Annotated in this window: 13 protein-coding genes and 1 pseudogene; 13 read left to right on the forward strand and 1 reads right to left on the reverse strand. The window is 72.5% G+C overall.

Annotated features, from left to right (window positions below; all coding sequences use genetic code 11):
• The first annotated feature begins 5 nt into the window (after positions 1–5).
• From AB0K02_RS13245 to AB0K02_RS13295, 11 genes and pseudogenes are all read left to right on the forward strand, one after another.
• On the forward strand, positions 6–2,981 hold the full coding sequence (locus AB0K02_RS13245; protein WP_365992493.1) for a BTAD domain-containing putative transcriptional regulator: 2,976 nt from the start codon (positions 6–8) through the stop codon (positions 2,979–2,981).
• Positions 2,982–3,058: 77 nt separating this feature from the next.
• Positions 3,059–3,375: pseudogene (locus AB0K02_RS13250) on the forward strand (sigma factor); the annotation flags it as partial.
• 537 nt (positions 3,376–3,912) lie between these two features.
• Entirely contained in the window at positions 3,913–4,449 is a 537-nt protein-coding gene (locus AB0K02_RS13255) for a hypothetical protein (RefSeq protein WP_365992494.1), read from the forward strand.
• Positions 4,450–4,812: 363 nt separating this feature from the next.
• Entirely contained in the window at positions 4,813–5,991 is a 1,179-nt protein-coding gene (locus tag AB0K02_RS13260) for a 3-deoxy-7-phosphoheptulonate synthase (protein WP_365992495.1), read from the forward strand.
• A 217-nt stretch (positions 5,992–6,208) separates the two neighbouring features.
• Positions 6,209–6,994: a 2,3-dihydro-2,3-dihydroxybenzoate dehydrogenase gene (locus tag AB0K02_RS13265; RefSeq protein WP_365992496.1), complete on the forward strand. Its 786-nt coding sequence runs from the start codon at positions 6,209–6,211 to the stop codon at positions 6,992–6,994.
• Positions 6,995–7,030: 36 nt separating this feature from the next.
• Positions 7,031–7,690: an isochorismatase family protein gene (locus tag AB0K02_RS13270; protein ID WP_365992497.1), complete on the forward strand. Its 660-nt coding sequence runs from the start codon at positions 7,031–7,033 to the stop codon at positions 7,688–7,690.
• Positions 7,687–9,570 (forward strand): anthranilate synthase family protein, encoded by a 1,884-nt coding sequence (locus tag AB0K02_RS13275; protein ID WP_365992498.1) that lies wholly within the window; start codon positions 7,687–7,689, stop codon positions 9,568–9,570. The genes AB0K02_RS13270 and AB0K02_RS13275 overlap by 4 nt, the downstream gene beginning before the upstream one ends.
• 194 nt (positions 9,571–9,764) lie before the next feature.
• The gene (locus tag AB0K02_RS13280) at positions 9,765–10,097 is read left to right on the forward strand and encodes a YdhR family protein (protein WP_365992499.1); all 333 of its coding nucleotides are present in this window, start codon (positions 9,765–9,767) and stop codon (positions 10,095–10,097) included.
• The gene (locus AB0K02_RS13285) at positions 10,081–10,644 is read left to right on the forward strand and encodes a shikimate kinase (protein ID WP_365992500.1); all 564 of its coding nucleotides are present in this window, start codon (positions 10,081–10,083) and stop codon (positions 10,642–10,644) included. Before AB0K02_RS13280 ends, AB0K02_RS13285 begins: the two co-directional genes overlap by 17 nt.
• A gap of 5 nt (positions 10,645–10,649) precedes the next feature.
• Complete coding sequence (locus tag AB0K02_RS13290; RefSeq protein WP_365992598.1) at positions 10,650–11,759, forward strand: 3-dehydroquinate synthase family protein; 1,110 nt, start codon at positions 10,650–10,652, stop codon at positions 11,757–11,759.
• A gap of 400 nt (positions 11,760–12,159) precedes the next feature.
• Entirely contained in the window at positions 12,160–13,359 is a 1,200-nt protein-coding gene (locus tag AB0K02_RS13295; protein WP_365992501.1) for a transposase, read from the forward strand.
• Positions 13,360–13,516: 157 nt separating this feature from the next.
• Here the strand turns inward: AB0K02_RS13295 and AB0K02_RS13300 are convergent, their stop codons facing one another.
• Positions 13,517–14,398 carry a shikimate dehydrogenase gene (locus AB0K02_RS13300; protein ID WP_365992502.1) on the reverse strand — a complete coding sequence of 294 codons (882 nt, stop codon included), beginning with the start codon at positions 14,396–14,398 and terminating at the stop codon, positions 13,517–13,519.
• Between the two features lie 424 nt (positions 14,399–14,822).
• Between AB0K02_RS13300 and wrbA the strand changes: the two genes are divergently transcribed.
• Both wrbA and AB0K02_RS13310 read left to right on the forward strand, forming a co-directional pair.
• Positions 14,823–15,440: an NAD(P)H:quinone oxidoreductase gene (wrbA, locus tag AB0K02_RS13305; RefSeq protein WP_365992503.1), complete on the forward strand. Its 618-nt coding sequence runs from the start codon at positions 14,823–14,825 to the stop codon at positions 15,438–15,440.
• Between the two features lie 463 nt (positions 15,441–15,903).
• Positions 15,904–16,953: a DUF6081 family protein gene (locus AB0K02_RS13310; RefSeq protein WP_365992504.1), complete on the forward strand. Its 1,050-nt coding sequence runs from the start codon at positions 15,904–15,906 to the stop codon at positions 16,951–16,953.
• Positions 16,954–17,189 lie beyond the last annotated feature (236 nt).

Consider the following 17,189-nt stretch of genomic DNA (forward strand, 5'->3'; position numbering starts at 1 on the left):
CTAACATGAGCCCGACGCCCACGGACGGGCGGGTACGGGGGAGGAAGACGATGCGGTTCGGCCTGCTCGGCGCGCCCGCCGTGCACGATGCCGCCGGTGAGCCACGGCACCTGGGCAGTGCCAAGATCCGCGTGCTGCTCGCCACCTTGCTGCTGCGCGCGAACAAGGTCGTTCCCGTCGACGAGTTGAAGGCCGCGCTGTGGGGCGACGAACCGCCCGCGTCCGCCCACGCCTCCCTGCACAACCACGTGACCCGGCTGCGCCGCATCCTCGCGGAGGAGGGCCGCCTGCGGGCCGTGGCCCCCGGGTACGTGCTGCGCGTGGCGCCCGGTGAGCTGGACACCGAGGTGTTCGAGGATCAGGTGGGCACCGCGCGGTCGGCGTACGGCCGCGGGGAGTGGGCCGCCGTCGTGGACGCCGCGAGGGACGGCCTCGCGCTGTGGCGGGGCAGCCCGCTGGCCGGCGTCTACGGCCCCGAGGAGGCCGAGCCCGCACTCGTGCGGCGGCTGCGGGAGTCGAGGCTGCTGCTCCTGGAGTGGCGCTACGACGCCGAGCTGGCTCTCGGCCGGCACGACGGGCTCGGGCCCGAACTGGCGGCGCTCGTCGCCGAGTTCCCGCTGCGGGAGGCGTTCCACCGGCAGCTGATGCTGGTGCTTCACCGCACGGGCCGGCAGGCGGAGGCGCTCGACGTGTACCGCTCGCTGCGCCGCACGCTGGTGGAGGAGCTGGGCGTGGACCCCGGACCGGCGGTGCGGCAGGCCCACGAGGAGGTGCTGCGCGGTCCGGTCGTGCAGGAGCCGCCCCCGCAGTCGCTCCCGCCCCAGGTCCCCGAGCTGCGGCCGCCCGCACAACTCCCGCCCGGTCCCGCCCACTTCACCGGTCGCGCGGAGACCGTCGCGGCTCTGCGCACCGCGCTCGCCGGCGGCGGAGTCGTCGTCGTCTCCGGCATGGCGGGGGTCGGCAAGTCCGCGCTCGCCGCCCATGTCGCGCATACGCTGCGCGAGGAGTTCCCCGACGGGCAGCTCTATCTGAATCTGCACGGCGCGACCCCGGGCATGACCCCGCTGGAGGCGCCCCAGGCCGTCGCGGCGCTCCTCAGGGACCTGGGCGTGGGGCCGTGTCAGATGCCGGAGACGCCGGACGCGGCGACCGCACTGCTGCGTTCGGTCCTCGCCCCCACCCGCACGCTCCTCGTGCTCGACGACGCGGCGTCCGCCGCGCAGGTGCGGCCGTTGCTGCCCGCGGGGACGGGGTGCGCGGTCGTGGTCACCAGCCGTTCCCCGCTGACCGCGCTGGACGGCGCCCGGCGCTTTCCTCTCGATCCGCTGAGCGCCGACGACAGCGAGCAGTTGGTGCGCGCCGTGTCCGGGCGCGGCCCGGGCGAGCGGCTGGACCGGCTGGTCGAGCTGTGCGGGCGGCTGCCGCTGGCGCTGCGGGTCGTCGGCGCCCGGCTCGCCGCCCGCAGCGCGCTCACAGCGGACGTGCTCGCCGGGCTGCTGGACGCGGAGGCCGGGCGGCTCGACCACCTCGACTACGACGACCTGAGCGTGCGCGGCTCGCTCGCCGTCGCCCATGACGGATTGGACCCCGACGCGGCGCTCGCGCTGCGCGGCCTGGGCGCGGTGGACCTGCCCGAGTACGGCGTGCCCGCCGTGGCCCGGCTGATGGACACCGACGAACCGCGGGCGGCGGCGGCCCTCGACCGGCTGGTCGAGGTGGCACTGCTCCAGGAGGTGTCGTACGGCCGGTTCGTCCCGCACGACCTCGTACGGGACTACGCCCGTGAGCTGGCCGAGCGGGCCGGCGGTACCGAGGAGGCGGTCGAGCGCGTACTGCGCTGGTACGGCGAACGCGCCCGGCAGGCGGCGCTGACGCTGTCCCCGGTCGGCTCGGACACCGAACTGCGCCTGCCCGAGCCGATCGGTGAGGCGGAACCTTTCTCCTGCGGCGACACGGCGCTGGCCTGGTGCGACTCCGAGGTGGCGAACGCGGTCGCGCTGACCGAGCGGTACGCCTTCGCCTCACGGACCGTCCCCCTCCTCGTCCGCGCCTGGTCCCTCCTGCTGCGGCACCGCGGCCGGCTCCAGGAACTGGCCGTCGTGGGACGGATCGCCCTCGACGCGGCCCGCGCCCACGGCGACGCCGAGTCGGAGGCGAACGCGCTCAGCGATCTCGCCGCACTGCACTACCTCAGCGGCCGCCCGGACCGCGCCCTGCCGCTCAACGAGGGAGCGCTCGCGGCCTGGCGCGCCCTCGGCAACGAGCGCCGCGTGCAGCGGAGCCTCAGCAACCAGGGGCTCCTGCTGGAGGCCCTGGGACGGTACGAGGAGGCGGCCGAGGTCCTCGGCGAGAGCCTGCAGCTCGTCCACCGCATGGACGACGCGTACGCCGAGGGGGTCGTCCTCATCGCGCTCGGCAACCTCTACGAGCACACGGACGCCCGCGCCGCCATCGGCTACCACGAGCGGGCGCTGGCCATCGGGGTGCGGCTCGGCGGCGACGTGCTCGTCCAGACCTCGCACTGCAACATCGGCTACGCGCATCTCACACTCGGCGAACCTGCCGCCGCCCTGCGCCACTTCGAGCAGTGCCTGAGCATCCTCGGCGACGACGGGCCCTGGCACGGCGAGTCCCAGGGCCGTGTCGGACTCGTCCGGGCCCTGCGCGGGCTCGGCCGCGACGAGGAGGCGGCGGTGGAGTGCGCGCGGCTTCTGGAGAGCGCGCAGGCGCGGGCCGACGCGCAGATGGTGGGCCTCGCCCGGCACCAGCGGGGGCTGCTGCTGCGGTCGGCGGGCCGCGTGGGCGAGGCACGGGAGCAGTGGCGCGCCGCGGTGCGCACGCTGGAGGCGTTCGACGGCGCGCACCAGAAGACGCTCGCCGAACTGCGCGAACTGCTGCGCCTGACGGCGTCGGAGCCCGACGCGCCCACGCCCTGGGAGCCCCAGCCGGAGGCCGACCACCGGTTCGCGGACGGGGCCTGACATCTCCGGTGAAACATTTCCCCTGTGCCGTCGCGTCAGGGGGGTGAAGGCGTCATCGAGGGGGAGTGGACAGGGACATGAGAGCGTCGCGAGCGGAGGAGTACAGGGAGTTCGCGACGAGCCGCGCCGCGCACCTCTACCGTTCCGCGTGCCTGCTGACCAGCGGTGACAGTCACCTCGCCGAGGATCTGGTGCAGGAGACGCTCGGCCGGATGTCCATGCTCTGGGGGCGCGTCGCCCGCATCGACAACCCGGCCGCCTACGCGCAGACCGTGCTCGTGCGCTGCTTCCTGACGCACAAGCGCCCGCAGTCCGCCCTCGACCAGCGCGGGCCGGTCGGCGGTACTGGGAGGACCGCAGCATCGAGGAGACCGCGGACGCCATGAACGTCAGCCACGACTCGTGCACGGCCGAGACGCTCCCGGACGGCTCCCGGTACATGCTGCTCGGGTCACCGCCCTTGTCGGTTCCCCATGCCTTTCGAGGACGAACTCGGCCTCCGAGGCGCTCGCCGACGCGGAGCCCCTGCCGGACGCGTGGACGACGTCGCCCTTGACGATGGAGCAGTTGCGGGCCGTCGCGCTCGACGAGAAGTGGCTGCCCCGGGGGTGACGGCGGGAGGGGCGCGCGGGGAGCGCCCGTGCGCCCGGGCATATGACAAGGTCGGCGGCCCTGTCTTGTCCACGGCGCTCGGCCACCGGCAGAGTCGCTGCGCACGAAGCACCGCCGAGTTCCGTGGGCGGGCCGGGGCCTGACCGACCAGGTCCCTCCGGGGATGCCATTCCTCCTCGCCAACGCGCCTGGCTCCACAGTATGTTGATCGTTCGTCACCGATTGTGGCCGCGGGGTCCGGCCCGTCCTCAGTGGGCGGCCGGGCTCCGGTACGTCCGGCAGCCGCCGCGCGTCCACGGGGAAGAAGAACATGATGCGGATGGAAGAGAGCACTGTCCGGCTGCCGCTGAACGAGGCGGCGTGGATCCGGGCCGTACGGACGGACCCGGTCGCCGAGGCGCTGGTGTCGGCCGGGTACGACGTGTCCGTCGACGCGCTGGACGCCGAGATCGGCCCGGCGCCCGAGTGGGCCCTGGGCGACCAGGAGAACGGCGGTGAGGGCGGACTGGGCCTGCGGCTGGGCCTCGGCTACCGGATCGGCGGCACCCTGCTGTGCACGGCGCGGATCTGGCTGCCGCGGGCGGTGTCCGTGCCGCAGGTCCCGGCCCTGTGGCCGCTGCGCCGCTGGGACCAGCCGCTCCAGCTGGTCGACGACCTGCGCTGCCGTATGCCCTACGCCCGGGAGCGTGCCCGCTTCGGGCTGCGTGACCAGGTGCCGGTGCTCGAAATGGAGCGCACCGGTGTGACCCTCACGGGCCGTGTGACCGATCAGATGCTGCTGGTGCTGCCGGCCGACCGGGTCGTCCTCGGCCAGGGCTCGCTGCGCATGCGCCGCTCCGCGGTGCCGGCGGCCTGACCCGGCTCCGGCGAAAAATACCGCCCGTCCTCTTTCCCGAAGGAAAAAGGACGGGCGGCTTTTTTGTGTCCGCACGACCTGACCAGGTAGTGCCGATACTTTCTGGATTCGCCGCCACCTGACACAAAAAGGGACCCACTTTGTCGCGAAAACAGGGCGTCCGCATCACGTGACGAAGTGCGAAGGTCGGTTTTGACCCATCAAATTCCCACCCCGAAACTCGAGTTGGGGTTCGATTCTCGGAAATCCGGGACGGGATGGGAGTCGATACACCGGAGCCGTAGCAACGATGGGGAATTCTCACGATGGAGGTCCTGGGTGACGAGTCAAACAATCTCGGAAAGGCCGACCGGATTCGGAGAAGTGCTTCCTGAGAGCGAGACGCGGCGCTGGCGCAGGCTGCCGGCTCTGCAGCAGCCCGAATGGGAGGACGCGGGGGCCGCTGCCCAGGCCGTGCGCGAGCTCTCCACCCGACCACCACTCGTCGCGGTGGAGGAGATACGGACCCTCGGTTATCTGCTGGCAGAGGTGGCCGAGGGGCTGCTCCAGGTGGTCCAGGCGGGCGACTGCGCCGAGGACCCGCTCGAATGCCAACCCGAGTACGTCATGCGCAAGACGGCGCTGCTGGACGCCCTCGCCGGCGTCATGTCGCTGAACTCGCTGCGTCCGGTCCTTCAGGTGGGCCGGATGGCGGGGCAGTTCGGCAAGCCGCGCTCCAGCTCGACCGAGGTCGTCGGCGGGGTCGAACTGCCGGTCTACCGCGGCCACCTGGTCAACAGCCCGGAGGCCGACCCGGAACTGCGCAGGCCCGACCCGGGCCGGCTGCTGTCGTCGCACGACGCGGCGGCCACGGCGATGGACGCCCTGCGGTCGCGGTCCGTGCGCTCGCTCTCGCCGGTCGACGCACCGGTATGGACCAGCCACGAGGCGCTGGTGCTCGACTACGAGCTCCCGCAGCTGCGCCGCGACGAGGAGGGCCGCCTGGTCCTCACCTCGACGCACTGGCCGTGGATCGGCGACCGGACCAGGCAGCTGGACGGCGCACATGTCGACCTGCTGGCCTCCGTCGCCAACCCGGTGGCGTGCAAGGTCGGCCCCAGCATGGACCGCGACGGGCTGCTCGCGCTGTGCGAGCGCCTCGACCCGGACCGTACGCCGGGCCGGCTGACGCTCATCTCCCGGATGGGCGCCGACCGGGTCGCCGAGCGGCTGCCCGCGCTGGTCCGCGCGGTGCGCGAGGCCGGACATCCGGTCATCTGGCTGTGCGACCCGATGCACGGCAACACCTTCGGATCGCCCGACGGCTTCAAGACCCGCCTCGTCACCACGGTGATCCGTGAGGTCGAGGAGTTCCAGAAGGCCGTCACCGACGCCGGCGGCACGGCGGGCGGACTGCATCTGGAGACCACGCCCGACGCGGTCTCCGAGTGCGTCCACGACGCCTCGCTGCTGGACCGGGTCGGGGACAAGTACACGAGCCTGTGCGACCCGCGGCTCAATCCCCGCCAGGCCCTGGAGGTCGCCGCCGCCTGGCACGTCTAGGCGAACGGCACGAGGAACGGCGCGACCCGCATGACGTGACGGAAACGGCCGGCACGCCTCAGGAGAAACCGCACGGGTCCGGAATTCGTGCGGCAGCCACACCCGTACATCCGCAGCAGGAAATGGCGGCGGGCCGCCGGGATTTCGTGGTGCGGCAATACAGCCCACGGAATCCCGGCGGCTCCGGCCGCCGCAATCCCCGAGCTTTGGGACCACGATGAATGTCGACAAGACGGAAAAGAAGGTAGCCCTCGTCACCGGTGCGGCCGGCGGCATCGGCGAAGCAGTGGTGCGTGCTCTGGCGGCCGACGGCGCCGCCGTCGCCATGGTCGACCGCAATCTGGAGCCACTGGAGGAACTGGCCAAGGAACTGCGCGCGGTGGGGCAGGTGGCCGAGGCCTACCCCGCGGATGTCACGGACAGCGCGGACGTCGATGCCGTGGTGGACGCGGTCGAGCAGCAGCTCGGCGGCATCCAGTACCTGGTGAACGGCGCCGGTGTGCTCCGCCTCGGCAAGGCGAAGACCCTCACCGACCAGGACTGGGCCACGACCTTCGCGGTGAACACCAGCGGCGTGTTCTTCATGTCCCGCGCGGTCGTCAACCGCATGGTCGAGCGCGGCGCCGGCGCGATCGTCACGATCGCCTCCAACGCCGCCGGCACGGCCCGCGTGGACATGTCCGCCTACTCCGCTTCCAAGGCCGCGTCCACCATGTTCACCAAGGTCCTCGGCCTCGAGGTCGCGCGGTACGGCATCCGCTGCAACGTGGTGGCGCCCGGCTCCACCGACACCCCGATGCTGACGTCCCTGTGGGACGACGGAAGCGCGGCGCGCTCCTCGATCGACGGCGTTCCCGGCGCCTTCCGCGTCGGCATCCCGATGGGACGGCTGGCCCAGCCCTCGCACATCGCCGACGCCGTGCTGTTCCTCCTGTCCGACCGGGCAGCGCACATCACCATGCACGACCTCACCGTGGACGGCGGTGCCTCGCTCGGCCACTGACCGCCCCGTACCCATCAGCCGAGAGGAAGATCCCGGATGGCTCTGCCCACGATCAGCCCCTATCCGATGCCCGGTCAGGGGGACATGCCGGAGAACATCGCGCAGTGGACCGTGGACCCGCGACGAGCGGTCCTGCTGATCCACGACATGCAGAAGTACTTCCTGCGGCCGTTCCCGGCCGGGGAGTCACCGGTGACCGACCTGGTCCGCAACGCCACCGCCCTGCGGGAGCGCTGCGCGGAGCTCGGCATCCCGGTGACGTACACCGCCCAGCCGGGCGGCATGACCGACGAGGAGCGCGGCCTGCTCAAGGACTTCTGGGGTCCCGGCATGACCGTGGAGCCGGAGCACAAGAAGGTCGTCGACGGACTCGTCCCCGCCGAGGGGGACACCGTCTTCACCAAGTGGCGCTACAGCGCCTTCTTCCGGACCGGACTGCTCGACCTGCTGCGCAGCAGCGGACGCGACCAGCTCCTCGTCTGCGGTGTGTACGCGCACGTCGGCGTCCTCATGACGACGACGGACGCTTTCACCCACGACATCCAGCCCTTCCTCGTGGGCGACGCCATCGCGGACTTCTCGCTCGAGTACCACCGGATGGCTCTGGAGTACGCGGCGCAGCGCTGCGCCATGACCGTGACCACCAAGACCGTGCTGGACCAGCTGGCTCCGGCGGAGAGCCGAGGGACGCGATGACCGAGCACGGACTCCTGGACCTGGTTCTCGCAGCGGATCCGCCCCCCTTCGCCCTGCTGCACCGCCCCGAGGCGGCGGGCGCCGACCGGGTCGACGTGATCATCGGAGACCTGTCCACCCCGGCCGTCCTCGCGGACGTGCCCTCCAGCGGCGGCGTGCGGATGGCCGGCACCGGGCGCGCCGAGCACGAGGTGCTGGTGGTCGTCCCGTACCGGCAGATCACCGAGCGCGGTTACGCGGCGGCCGACGACGGCGCCCCGCTGATCACCCTGTCCGTGCGCGACCAGGACTCGGTGAGCCTGGGCGAGGTGCTGGACCGGCTGCCGGACCGGCCCATCGCGGTGTCGGAAGGCCGCTTCGACGTCGGCGACGACGCCTACGCGCGGACCGTGCGGGAGATCCTCGCCGACGAGATCGGCACCGGCGAGGGCGCCAACTTCGTCATCCGCAGGTCCTTCGTGGCCGACATCGGCGACTGGTCGCCGGCCGCCGCGCTGACCTTCTTCCGGCGGCTGCTGGAGGGCGAGCGCGGTGCGTACTGGACGTTCGTCGTGCACACCGGCGACCGCACATTCGTCGGCGCCAGCCCCGAGCGGCATGTGAGCCTGCACGGCGGCACCGCCGTGATGAACCCGATCAGCGGCACCTACCGCTATCCCCCGACCGGGCCGACGCTGGAGGGCGTGACCGCCTTCCTCGCCGACCCCAAGGAGGCCGACGAGCTCTACATGGTGGTCGACGAAGAGCTCAAGATGATGGCCAACATCTGCGACGGCGGCGGGCGCGTGGTGGGCCCCTACCTCAAGGAGATGGCGCGCCTCGCGCACACGGAGTACTTCATCGAGGGCCACAGCACCCGCGACCCGCGCGAGATCCTGCGCGAGACCATGTTCGCCCCGACGGTCACCGGCAGCCCGCTGGAGAGCGCGGCGAAGGTGATCGCCAAGTACGAGCCGCAGGGCCGTGGTTACTACAGCGGCGTGCTGGCCCTCATCGGCCGGGACGCCGAGGGCGGCCCGACCCTGGACTCGGCCATCATGATCAGGACGGCGGAGATCTCCGCCAGTGGGCGGGTCACCATCGGCGTGGGCGCCACCCTGGTCAGGGACTCCAGGCCCGAGTCCGAGGTGGCCGAGACCCGGGCCAAGGCGTCCGGGCTGCTGGCCGCGCTCGGCGCGACGGAGTCCGGGCTCGCCCGGCATCCCGACGTCCTGGCCGCGCTGGACCAGCGCAACCGGTCGATCTCGGCGTACTGGCTCCAGGAGCCGGACGCGCGCCGCCGCACGGTGCCCGCGCTGGCCGGCCGGAAGGTCCTCGTCGTGGACGCCGAGGACACCTTCACCGGCATGCTGGCGCACCAACTCCGTTCGCTGGGCATGGAGGTGACGGTGCGGCGCTTCGACCAGGAGTACACCTTCGACGGCTGCGACCTGGTCGTGCTCGGGCCCGGCCCCGGCGATCCGCGCGATGTGGACCATCCGAAGATCGCCCATCTGCACGGCGCGACCCGCGAGCTGCTGGCGCGGGGCCTCCCGTTCCTCTCGGTGTGCCTGAGCCACCAGGTGCTCAGCACCATCCTGGGTCTCGACCTGGTCCGCAGGGACAGGCCCAACCAGGGCGTGCAGCGGAAGATCGACCTGTTCGGCAGGCCCGAACAGGTGGGCTTCTACAACACGTTCGCCGCGCGCAGCGCCACCGAGACCGTGCGGCCCGAGCTCATCGGCGCACCCGTGGGAGTGAGCCGGGACGCGGTGACCGGCGAGGTGCACGGGCTGCGCGGACCGGGCTTCCGCTCGGTGCAGTTCCACCCGGAATCGATCCTGACCGAGGACGGTGTGCGGATCATCGCCGATCTGCTCACCCCGCTGACGGCCGACTGATCCAGGGGCCCTCCCGCCCCGGTCGGCCCGCCGGTCCGGCACCATCCCCCGCCGCCGGACCGGCACGGACGGCGGGCCGCGGGCGCGGTGTCCCCTCCCCCTGCACCGCGCCCGCGGCCGCTGCCCGCCAGACCGCACACAGATCGCACAACAGACCCGACACAGGCGGGTGCTCACCGCCGAGGAGGACAGCCATGCATGCCGTAGTCGTCTGGTGGGAGCTCGAGGGCACCGGCCGCACCATCGCCGAGCTGCGCGACTTCCTCCGGGACGAGGCCGTGGACCGGTTCGCGGCCGTACCCGGACTGGTGCTCAAGACCTGGATCTCCGACGAGGCTCGCGAGCGATGGGGAGCGATCTTCCTGTGGGAGTCCGCCGAGGCGGCCGCCCAGCCGATCCCCACCCGCGCGGCCGAGATCATCGGGGCACCGCCCGGACACCGCCACGCCTTCGACGTGGAGGCCACCGTCCAGGGTGTGCACACCCTGGACTCGCTCTCCGGACACGGCCTTGCCTTCGCGTCCTGAGCGCCGGCCGGCCGCCGTGCTGATCGGCGCGCCCGGCGCGGGGAAGACCACGGTGGGACGGCTGCTCGCGGGTCTGCTCGGCGTCGGCTTCCGGGACACGGACGCGGATCTGGAGGCGTCGGCCGGCACGGCGATCCCCGACATCCTGCACCGCACGGGCGAGGCGCATTTCCGGCTGCTGGAGCGGGCGGCGGTGCACCGCGCACTCGCGCGGCACGCGGGGGTCCTCGCGCTGGGCGGGGGATCCGTGCTGGACGCCTCCGTCCAGCAGGCCCTGCGCTCGCACACGGTCGTCCATCTCGCCGTGCCGCTGGAGCAGTTGCTCGACCGGATCGGCGACGCCGCGAGCCGTCCGCTGCTGGCCGACGACCCGGGCGGCCGGCTGCGCACGGTCCTCGGCGTCCGCACACCGATCTACCGCAGACTGGCCCGCCACACCGTGACGGTGGCGGCCGGGGAGCGCCCCGACGAGGTCGCCGGCCGGATCGCCGCCCTGCTGCCGGGCAGGCCCGCCGGGGCCTTCCCACGAGCGAAGGAGCCCGTGTGAGCACCATGTTCCCAGGTCTCGTGCCCGCCTCTCCCGAAGCGCTCGGCGGGCGTCATCCGCTGCGCGTGAGGGCGGGCGGTGAGCGGCCGTACGACGTCCTGATCGGGCAGAAGGCCGCCTCCGCGGTGGTCGGCCTGCTTCCGGAGACGGCCAAGACGGTCGCCCTCGTCCACGACGAGTCCCTCAGCTGTCAGGTGCGGTCGATCCGCGCGGCGCTGGACGCCGACGGCCGCCGTGTCGCCGTGCTGCAGATCCCGCAGGGCGAGGCGGCCAAGCAGATCGGTGTCCTGGCGGGCGTGTGGTCCCGCTTCGCGGCGGCCGGGATCACCGGCGCCGACGCCGTGGTCGCCTTCGGCGGCGGCGCGACCCTCGACCTCGCCGGCTTCGCCGCGGCGACCTGGCGGCGCGGTGTGCCGCTGATCCTGGTGCCGACGACGCTGCTCGGCATGGTGGACGCGGCCGTCGGCGGTGCCGCCGGCATCAACGTGCCCGAGGGCCGGGAGCTGGTCGGCGTGTGCCGTGCGCCCGCCGGGGTGGTCTGCGATCCGGACCTGCTGGGGACGGTGCCCGAGGGAGGCCATCTCGGGGGGATCGCCGAGCTGGTCAAGGCGGGCTTCGTCGGGGACCCGGTGATCCTGGACCTGATCGCCGCGGATCCGGCACGGGCCGTGCGTCCCGCCGGCTGCGACGCCGCCGGTCTGATCGAGCGTGCGGTACGGGTCAAGACCGCCGCCCTGGACCGGCCGGACGGCGAGGCGGCCTGGAGCCTCGCGTACGGGTACACCCTCGGGCGCGCGATCGAGCGCGTGGGGCACTACCGCGTACCGCCGGGGCACGCCCTGTCCGTCGGCATGGTCTTCGCCGCCGAACTGGCCAGCCTCGCGGGCCGGCTGGACGACGAGTCCGTGGAACGCCACCGCGAGATCCTCGCCGCCGTCGGGCTGCCCACGTCCCATCCGCGCGAGGCGTGGGCCGGGCTGCGGAAGGCCCTGACGGCAGGCTCCGGGGAGGCCGTGGCGCCACTGGTCGTGCTCGACGCCATCGGCAGGCCGGGGCTGCTCCACGACCCGCAGGGCGAGCTGCAGGACGAGGCGTACCGCCGGATCGGTTCCTGAGCCGTGCGCAGGCCGCCCGACCGCCGTCCCCCCGACCGCCGCCCTCCGGCCACCGGCCGGCGCGGGCACAGCACGCGCGGTACGGAAGGAGTGGGCGACGACTTTTCGATGACGCATTGCTGACAAAAAACCGACCACTTCCCTTGTTTGTGAGCCCCGAGAGGTGCCTCTGATGGCAGTCTTCTCGGGGCTCTCATCTGCCCCTTCCTTGCGGTAGCCCTCCTTCCGCCTGCATATGCCACTGGCGCGCTCCTCTGACCTGACGGAGTGTGGGTGGCCTGTTTCGAATAAAAACCGACTGCGTGGTTTGGTATGGTGGTCGAGTTGGCCAGGTCTGGCACTCCGCGCGGTGAGCTGTGCGGTTTCGGCGGACCAGGTCGCATCCAGGGAAGGGGGCCCTGTGGAAGGGACCAGGGACAGGGAAGGACGACCGGACATCGCTTGGGGCGATGTCGACGACGACTTCGTGACCGAGTTCTCGAAGCGCATGCTCACGTCACTGCCGCGCCGGGATCAGCGCGAACGCGGTGAGTGGTACATCTCCGGACTGCTCTCGATCCCCGGGCGCAAGTCCATGCGGTCGATCGCGTCGGTGATCGGCGGCGGCGCGGCCGAACAGCGGCTGCACCACTTCATCAGCAAGTCCTCGTGGGACTGGCTGGCGGTGCGCAGAGCACTGGCCGGCCACCTGGACCGCACGCTGCTGCCGCACGCCTGGGTGGTCCGGCCGATGTACGTGGTCAAGACCGGCGAGCACACGGTGGGGGTCGAGGAGTCCTTCGTGCCAGAGCTCGGACGGGTCGTCAACAGCCAGAAGTCGTACGGAGTCTGGCTGGCCAACGAGGAGCAGAGCGCACCCATCAACTGGCGGCTGATCCTTCCCGCGGACTGGCTGCAGGACAAGGAGAGGCGCAAGCGCGCCGAGATACCCGAGGGCGAGGGCGAGGCCGATCCCGGCGCCGTCGCCCTGCACGCCGTCCTGGAACCGCTGCGCGCCTGGGGGCTTCGCTGCCGTCCGGTCGTGATGGACGCGCGCGACCACGACGCCACCCTGCTCGCACGCAACTTCGCGCGCAAGGGCGTCCCGTTCGTCCTGCGCATCGGCGGCACGACGCTGCTGGTGCCGAGCGAGACGCTGTCCACGGGGCACGGCGAACGCCGGCTCCAGGCACAGCAGTTGATCGAGTGGGTCAAGAAGGCCTCCCGGCAGGTCGGGTGGGTCGATCCGCACAGCTCGATCAACCGCTCGGCGCTCGTGACCGGTACGCGGGTGAGCCTGCCCGCTCCGGGCGGCGGGCTGCCGCTGCAACTGGCGGGCGCCTGGTCGGGATGGGAGCGGCAGCCGGGGGAGCTGTGGCTGACCAACCTGGTCGAGGCGCCGCCCGCCGTGCTGCTGCGGCTCGGCAGGCTCACCGAACGGGTCGAGCGCGATTTCGCCGAGATCAGCACGCGTGTCGGCGTACGGGACTTCGAGGGCCGTACGTTCGGGGGCTGGCACCGGCATGTCACGCTCAGTTCCGTGGCGCACGCCATCGTGTCCCTCTCGGCCGCACGCGTCCGGGAAGAGCGCACCGCACGCAGTCTGATCCGCTCCGCCTGAGCGAGCGGGGCCGACGGCCCCGTGCCGGCCCGCGGCGTTCCCCGCGCTGCGGCCCCGGCGTCTTCGGCACACGGACACGCGCCGGTGCCGGAAGCCGCACCGCTTCCGAAGCCGACCGTGCGCCGAGGTTCCCGCGCGGAAAGCGGCGCTTCGTGGGCTAGGCGGCCCTGAGGCCGATCTCCGCACGCACCGCGCGGCGCATCTCCTCCACCGGCACGTCCGAGCGGCCGGTCATCAACTCCACCTGGCGCACGGCCTGATGCAGCAGCATCGCGTGCCCGCCGACCGCCCGCGCACCGCCGAAGCGGGCGGCCCTCGCGAGCCGCGTCGGCCAGTCCGCGTACACGACGTCGAAGACGTCGGCGCCGCTGCGCGCGATCGCCCCTGCGTACGGATCCGCCGCGCCTGCGGGCAGCGTGGACAGGACGAGGCGCGCGCCGTCGAGTGCGTCGCCGAGCGCGTCGAACGAGTGGTACCGCACGGCCACCCCGAGCCGTGTGGCCGCCGCGCACACCTCCCCGCCGCGGCTGCTCTCGCGTACGACGACCGGGACCTCGGTCTGTCCGAGCTCCTTCAGCGCGGCCAGCGCCGAGCACGCGGTCGCCCCGCCGCCCAGGATCACGGCGTCGGGCCGGCCGTCGCCGCCCAGACCCTCCTCGCGCAGCGCGGCGAGGATGCCGTGGACGTCGGTGTTGTGGCCGTACCGCCGGCCGTCGCGCAGGATCACCGTGTTCGCGCCCCCGACGTCGAGCGCCAGCGGCGTCACCTCGTCGACGAGCGGCAGCACCGCACGCTTGAGCGGCATGGTCAGGGACAGGCCCGCCCACGAGCCGTCGAGCGAGTCGAGCAGCGCGGCAAGGCGCCGCTCGTCGCACTCCATCGCCGTGTAGGACCAGGTCAGACCGAGGGCGGCGTAGGCGGCGCGGTGCAGGACGGGGGAGAGGGAGTGGGCGACGGGCGACCCCAGGACGGCCGCGCGCATTCCGCTGCGGGGCACGTGGCCTGCGGGTTGCCGGGGGGAGAGGCGAGCGTTGCTCATCTCGTGGCTCCTTGTCGGATCGGCCGGGGCGGAAGACGGCGGCGGCGCGGCCGTGGGGGCACCGGATCCGGGTGATCACAAGGGCAACGGCCGCGGGGGACCACCCGGCGGTCGAGGTCCGGGGGTGTACGAGCACGTCCGGGAGGCGGGAGCGACCGCACGGATTGCCGGCTTCCGTTATCTGACACAGGGTGACGCCTGTCACTCGGGAACGTGTATCCAGCACCCGATACTTCGTCAGATGAACAGCGCCGGGCGCGGTGTGCCGTCTTGACAGCGTCGGGCGAATACCCGGGCGCGGAGGCCCGGCGCCACACGTGACGAAATCGACGCGAATCGATTGAGGCCTCAATGACCTCTGCGGGATGGTCAGGTGCGGTTCCCAACCGTCCATGCCCCGCATTCCGACAAGGAGCGCACCACCGTGACGAACGTCGCAGTCATTTACTACTCGTCCACCGGCAACGTCCACAAGCTCGCCCTGGCCGCCGCCGAGTCGGCGGAGAAGGCGGGCGCCGAGGTCCGGCTGCGCCAGGTGGCCGAGCTCGCTCCGGAGGCCGCCATCGCCTCGAACCCGGCCTGGTCCGCGCACCGCGAGGCCTCGAAGGACATCGCGGTGGCGAGCCTGGAAGACCTCGAGTGGGCCGACATCATCCTCTTCGGCACGCCGACCCGTTACGGCCTGCCGGCCGCCCAGCTCAAGCAGTTCATCGACACCACGGGCGGCATCTGGGCCAAGGGCAAGCTGGTGAACAAGGTCGTCTCCTCGTTCACCTCGACCTCGCAGACCCACGGCGGCCAGGAGAGCACGATCCTGGCGCTGAACAACACCTTCTACCACTGGGGCGCGATCATCGTTCCCCCCGGTTACGCGGACGGCATCCAGTTCGACATCAAGAACGGCAACCCGTACGGCGCCAGCCACGTGGGCTACAACAACGAGGCCCCCGGCACCGAGAACCTGGCGGCGATCGAGTTCCAGGCGCGTCGCGCGGTGGAGATCGGCACCGCGCTGAAGCGGGGCCTCGAGGCTGCGGCCTGATCTCCCGGGGCCCCGCCCCACACCCACGCGCCCTCCGGGGCGCGGGCCGTCCGCCTCCCGGTGCCCCACCCGGGGCACCCGCCTTCGGGCCACGCGCCCCGGCCTCCGTGCACCCGGGTCCCCGGGGCACGGGCCCGGGGCTCCTGCCGTCCTCCGGGCGGTGCGGCTTCCCCCGGCTTCGCCGCCCGGCGTGCCCGGCCGGAGGGTTCTGCCGCTGCCCCGGCCATCGCGCCCGCTGCTGCCCAGGGACCGCCGGTCTCCGGCTCGGCCGGAACCGTCCTCCGGGCCCGAGCCGCCCCCGCCTCGCGGGGGCGCACGGCCCGCCTGCCTCGCACCCGAACCGCCCCTCGGGCGGATGGGCGGGCTCCGGCCTTCGCCCGTGCCCTTCCGGCGTCGGCCGTGCCGGGCCACGGCCCGGCCGGCCCCGGCCCCAACTGCCGACACACCACAGGGAGCCATCGCAGTGAAACGCGCCATGTTCCACCTGCCGGCCGTGCTGACGGTCGCCCTCGCCATGGCCCTCGTGCCCGCCGGACCGGTCGGCGCCGAGACCGGAACCCGTACCACCTGGGACGACTTCAGCGGCGGATTCGACCACACCGGTGACGACGCCAAGTGGTCCGTGACGCCGCTCGGGTCGTTCCCCCACGGCGACGGCAGAACCTCCACCTCACCGGCGGGGCTGCGTGTCGTGCCCACGGGGACCGACCCCGTGACCGGCGCGCCCGCCTTCGCGTACACCACGGGCAAGGAGTCCGCCGGCGGCGACGGCGCGCTCGACCACATCAAGTGGCTGGCCCTCGCGAGCCATCGGGCCTCCAGCGGAGTCCTGGGCTTCGACGCCAGTCCCGGGACCGTGCTCACGTTCCACTCCTCGTTCAGCGCCCGGACGTTCGGGACCGAGCGGCATCCGTTCGGCGATGCCGTGGCCGACCCGCACGCCGACCTGCGGCTTGCGGCGGGCGCGATGATCACGATCGACCAGGAGTCGAACATGGTCTTCGACTTCTTCGTCACCAACAGCCGGATCTACGCGCTCTACGAGCGGCTGCCCACCCCGGGCGCCGACCACGTGGCCTTCACCTACGCCCTCCCGGTGGCCCGGCGCTCCAGCCCCGACCAGGCCGACGACCTGGCCATCTCCTACGACCGGGCCGCGGGCACGGTCGTGTGGAAGGTGAACGACCGCGAGGTCCACAAGGTCGACAGGATCGGCTTCCGCCCCACGGACCGCACCCATCTCGTCATCGACCTGGGCGGTCGCGAAGAGCTTGTGACCCCGCGCCAACTCGCGCCCGGCTTCGGGATGTTCACGCTCCTGGACGCCGAGGGGCCGCAGGCCGACGGCGCCCTGGTGAAGCTCACCGACACCACCGCGTACCACGACCCGGATGCGGGTGCGCCGGTTCCGCAGACCTTCGCCGACCCGGACAGCCGGCCCGGCAGCCGGCTCTGGGGGCAGGGGGCGGGGCTGGACGTGCGCCGTCTGAGCGTCACCGGCGCCCGGTTCTGACGACGGGCAGCTGCTCCCGCGCCGAGCCCCGCATTCACTTTCCACGGTCCGCCCGGGAAAGCGAATGCGGGGCTTTCGCATGGTCGCGGGCATATCCCGTCAACTGACGAAGTAGCCGGACGCGCATTGATCGGTGGCCACGGCGCGGCGCAGAGTGAAGGGGACTCCAGAGGTGATTCGCATCGCGTTCTTGCGAACGGAATGAATTGCTCGCGGCAATCCATCGAGGGAAAACC

It is taken from the genome of Streptomyces sp. NPDC049597 (genome assembly GCF_040675505.1).
Lineage (GTDB): Bacteria > Actinomycetota > Actinomycetes > Streptomycetales > Streptomycetaceae > Streptomyces.

What these genes read in the sequence shown, in the direction of transcription:
- AB0K02_RS13245 (WP_365992493.1), top strand. Translation starts at nt 6, where the DNA reads ATGAGCCCGACGCCCACGGACGGGCGGGTACGGGGGAGGAAGACGATG.
- AB0K02_RS13275 (WP_365992498.1), top strand. Translation starts at nt 7,687, where the DNA reads ATGACCGAGCACGGACTCCTGGACCTGGTTCTCGCAGCGGATCCGCCC.
- AB0K02_RS13255 (WP_365992494.1), top strand. Translation starts at nt 3,913, where the DNA reads ATGGAAGAGAGCACTGTCCGGCTGCCGCTGAACGAGGCGGCGTGGATC.
- AB0K02_RS13265 (WP_365992496.1), top strand. Translation starts at nt 6,209, where the DNA reads ATGAATGTCGACAAGACGGAAAAGAAGGTAGCCCTCGTCACCGGTGCG.
- AB0K02_RS13300 (WP_365992502.1), bottom strand. Translation starts at nt 14,398, where the DNA reads ATGAGCAACGCTCGCCTCTCCCCCCGGCAACCCGCAGGCCACGTGCCC.
- AB0K02_RS13270 (WP_365992497.1), top strand. Translation starts at nt 7,031, where the DNA reads ATGGCTCTGCCCACGATCAGCCCCTATCCGATGCCCGGTCAGGGGGAC.
- AB0K02_RS13280 (WP_365992499.1), top strand. Translation starts at nt 9,765, where the DNA reads ATGCATGCCGTAGTCGTCTGGTGGGAGCTCGAGGGCACCGGCCGCACC.
- AB0K02_RS13290 (WP_365992598.1), top strand. Translation starts at nt 10,650, where the DNA reads ATGTTCCCAGGTCTCGTGCCCGCCTCTCCCGAAGCGCTCGGCGGGCGT.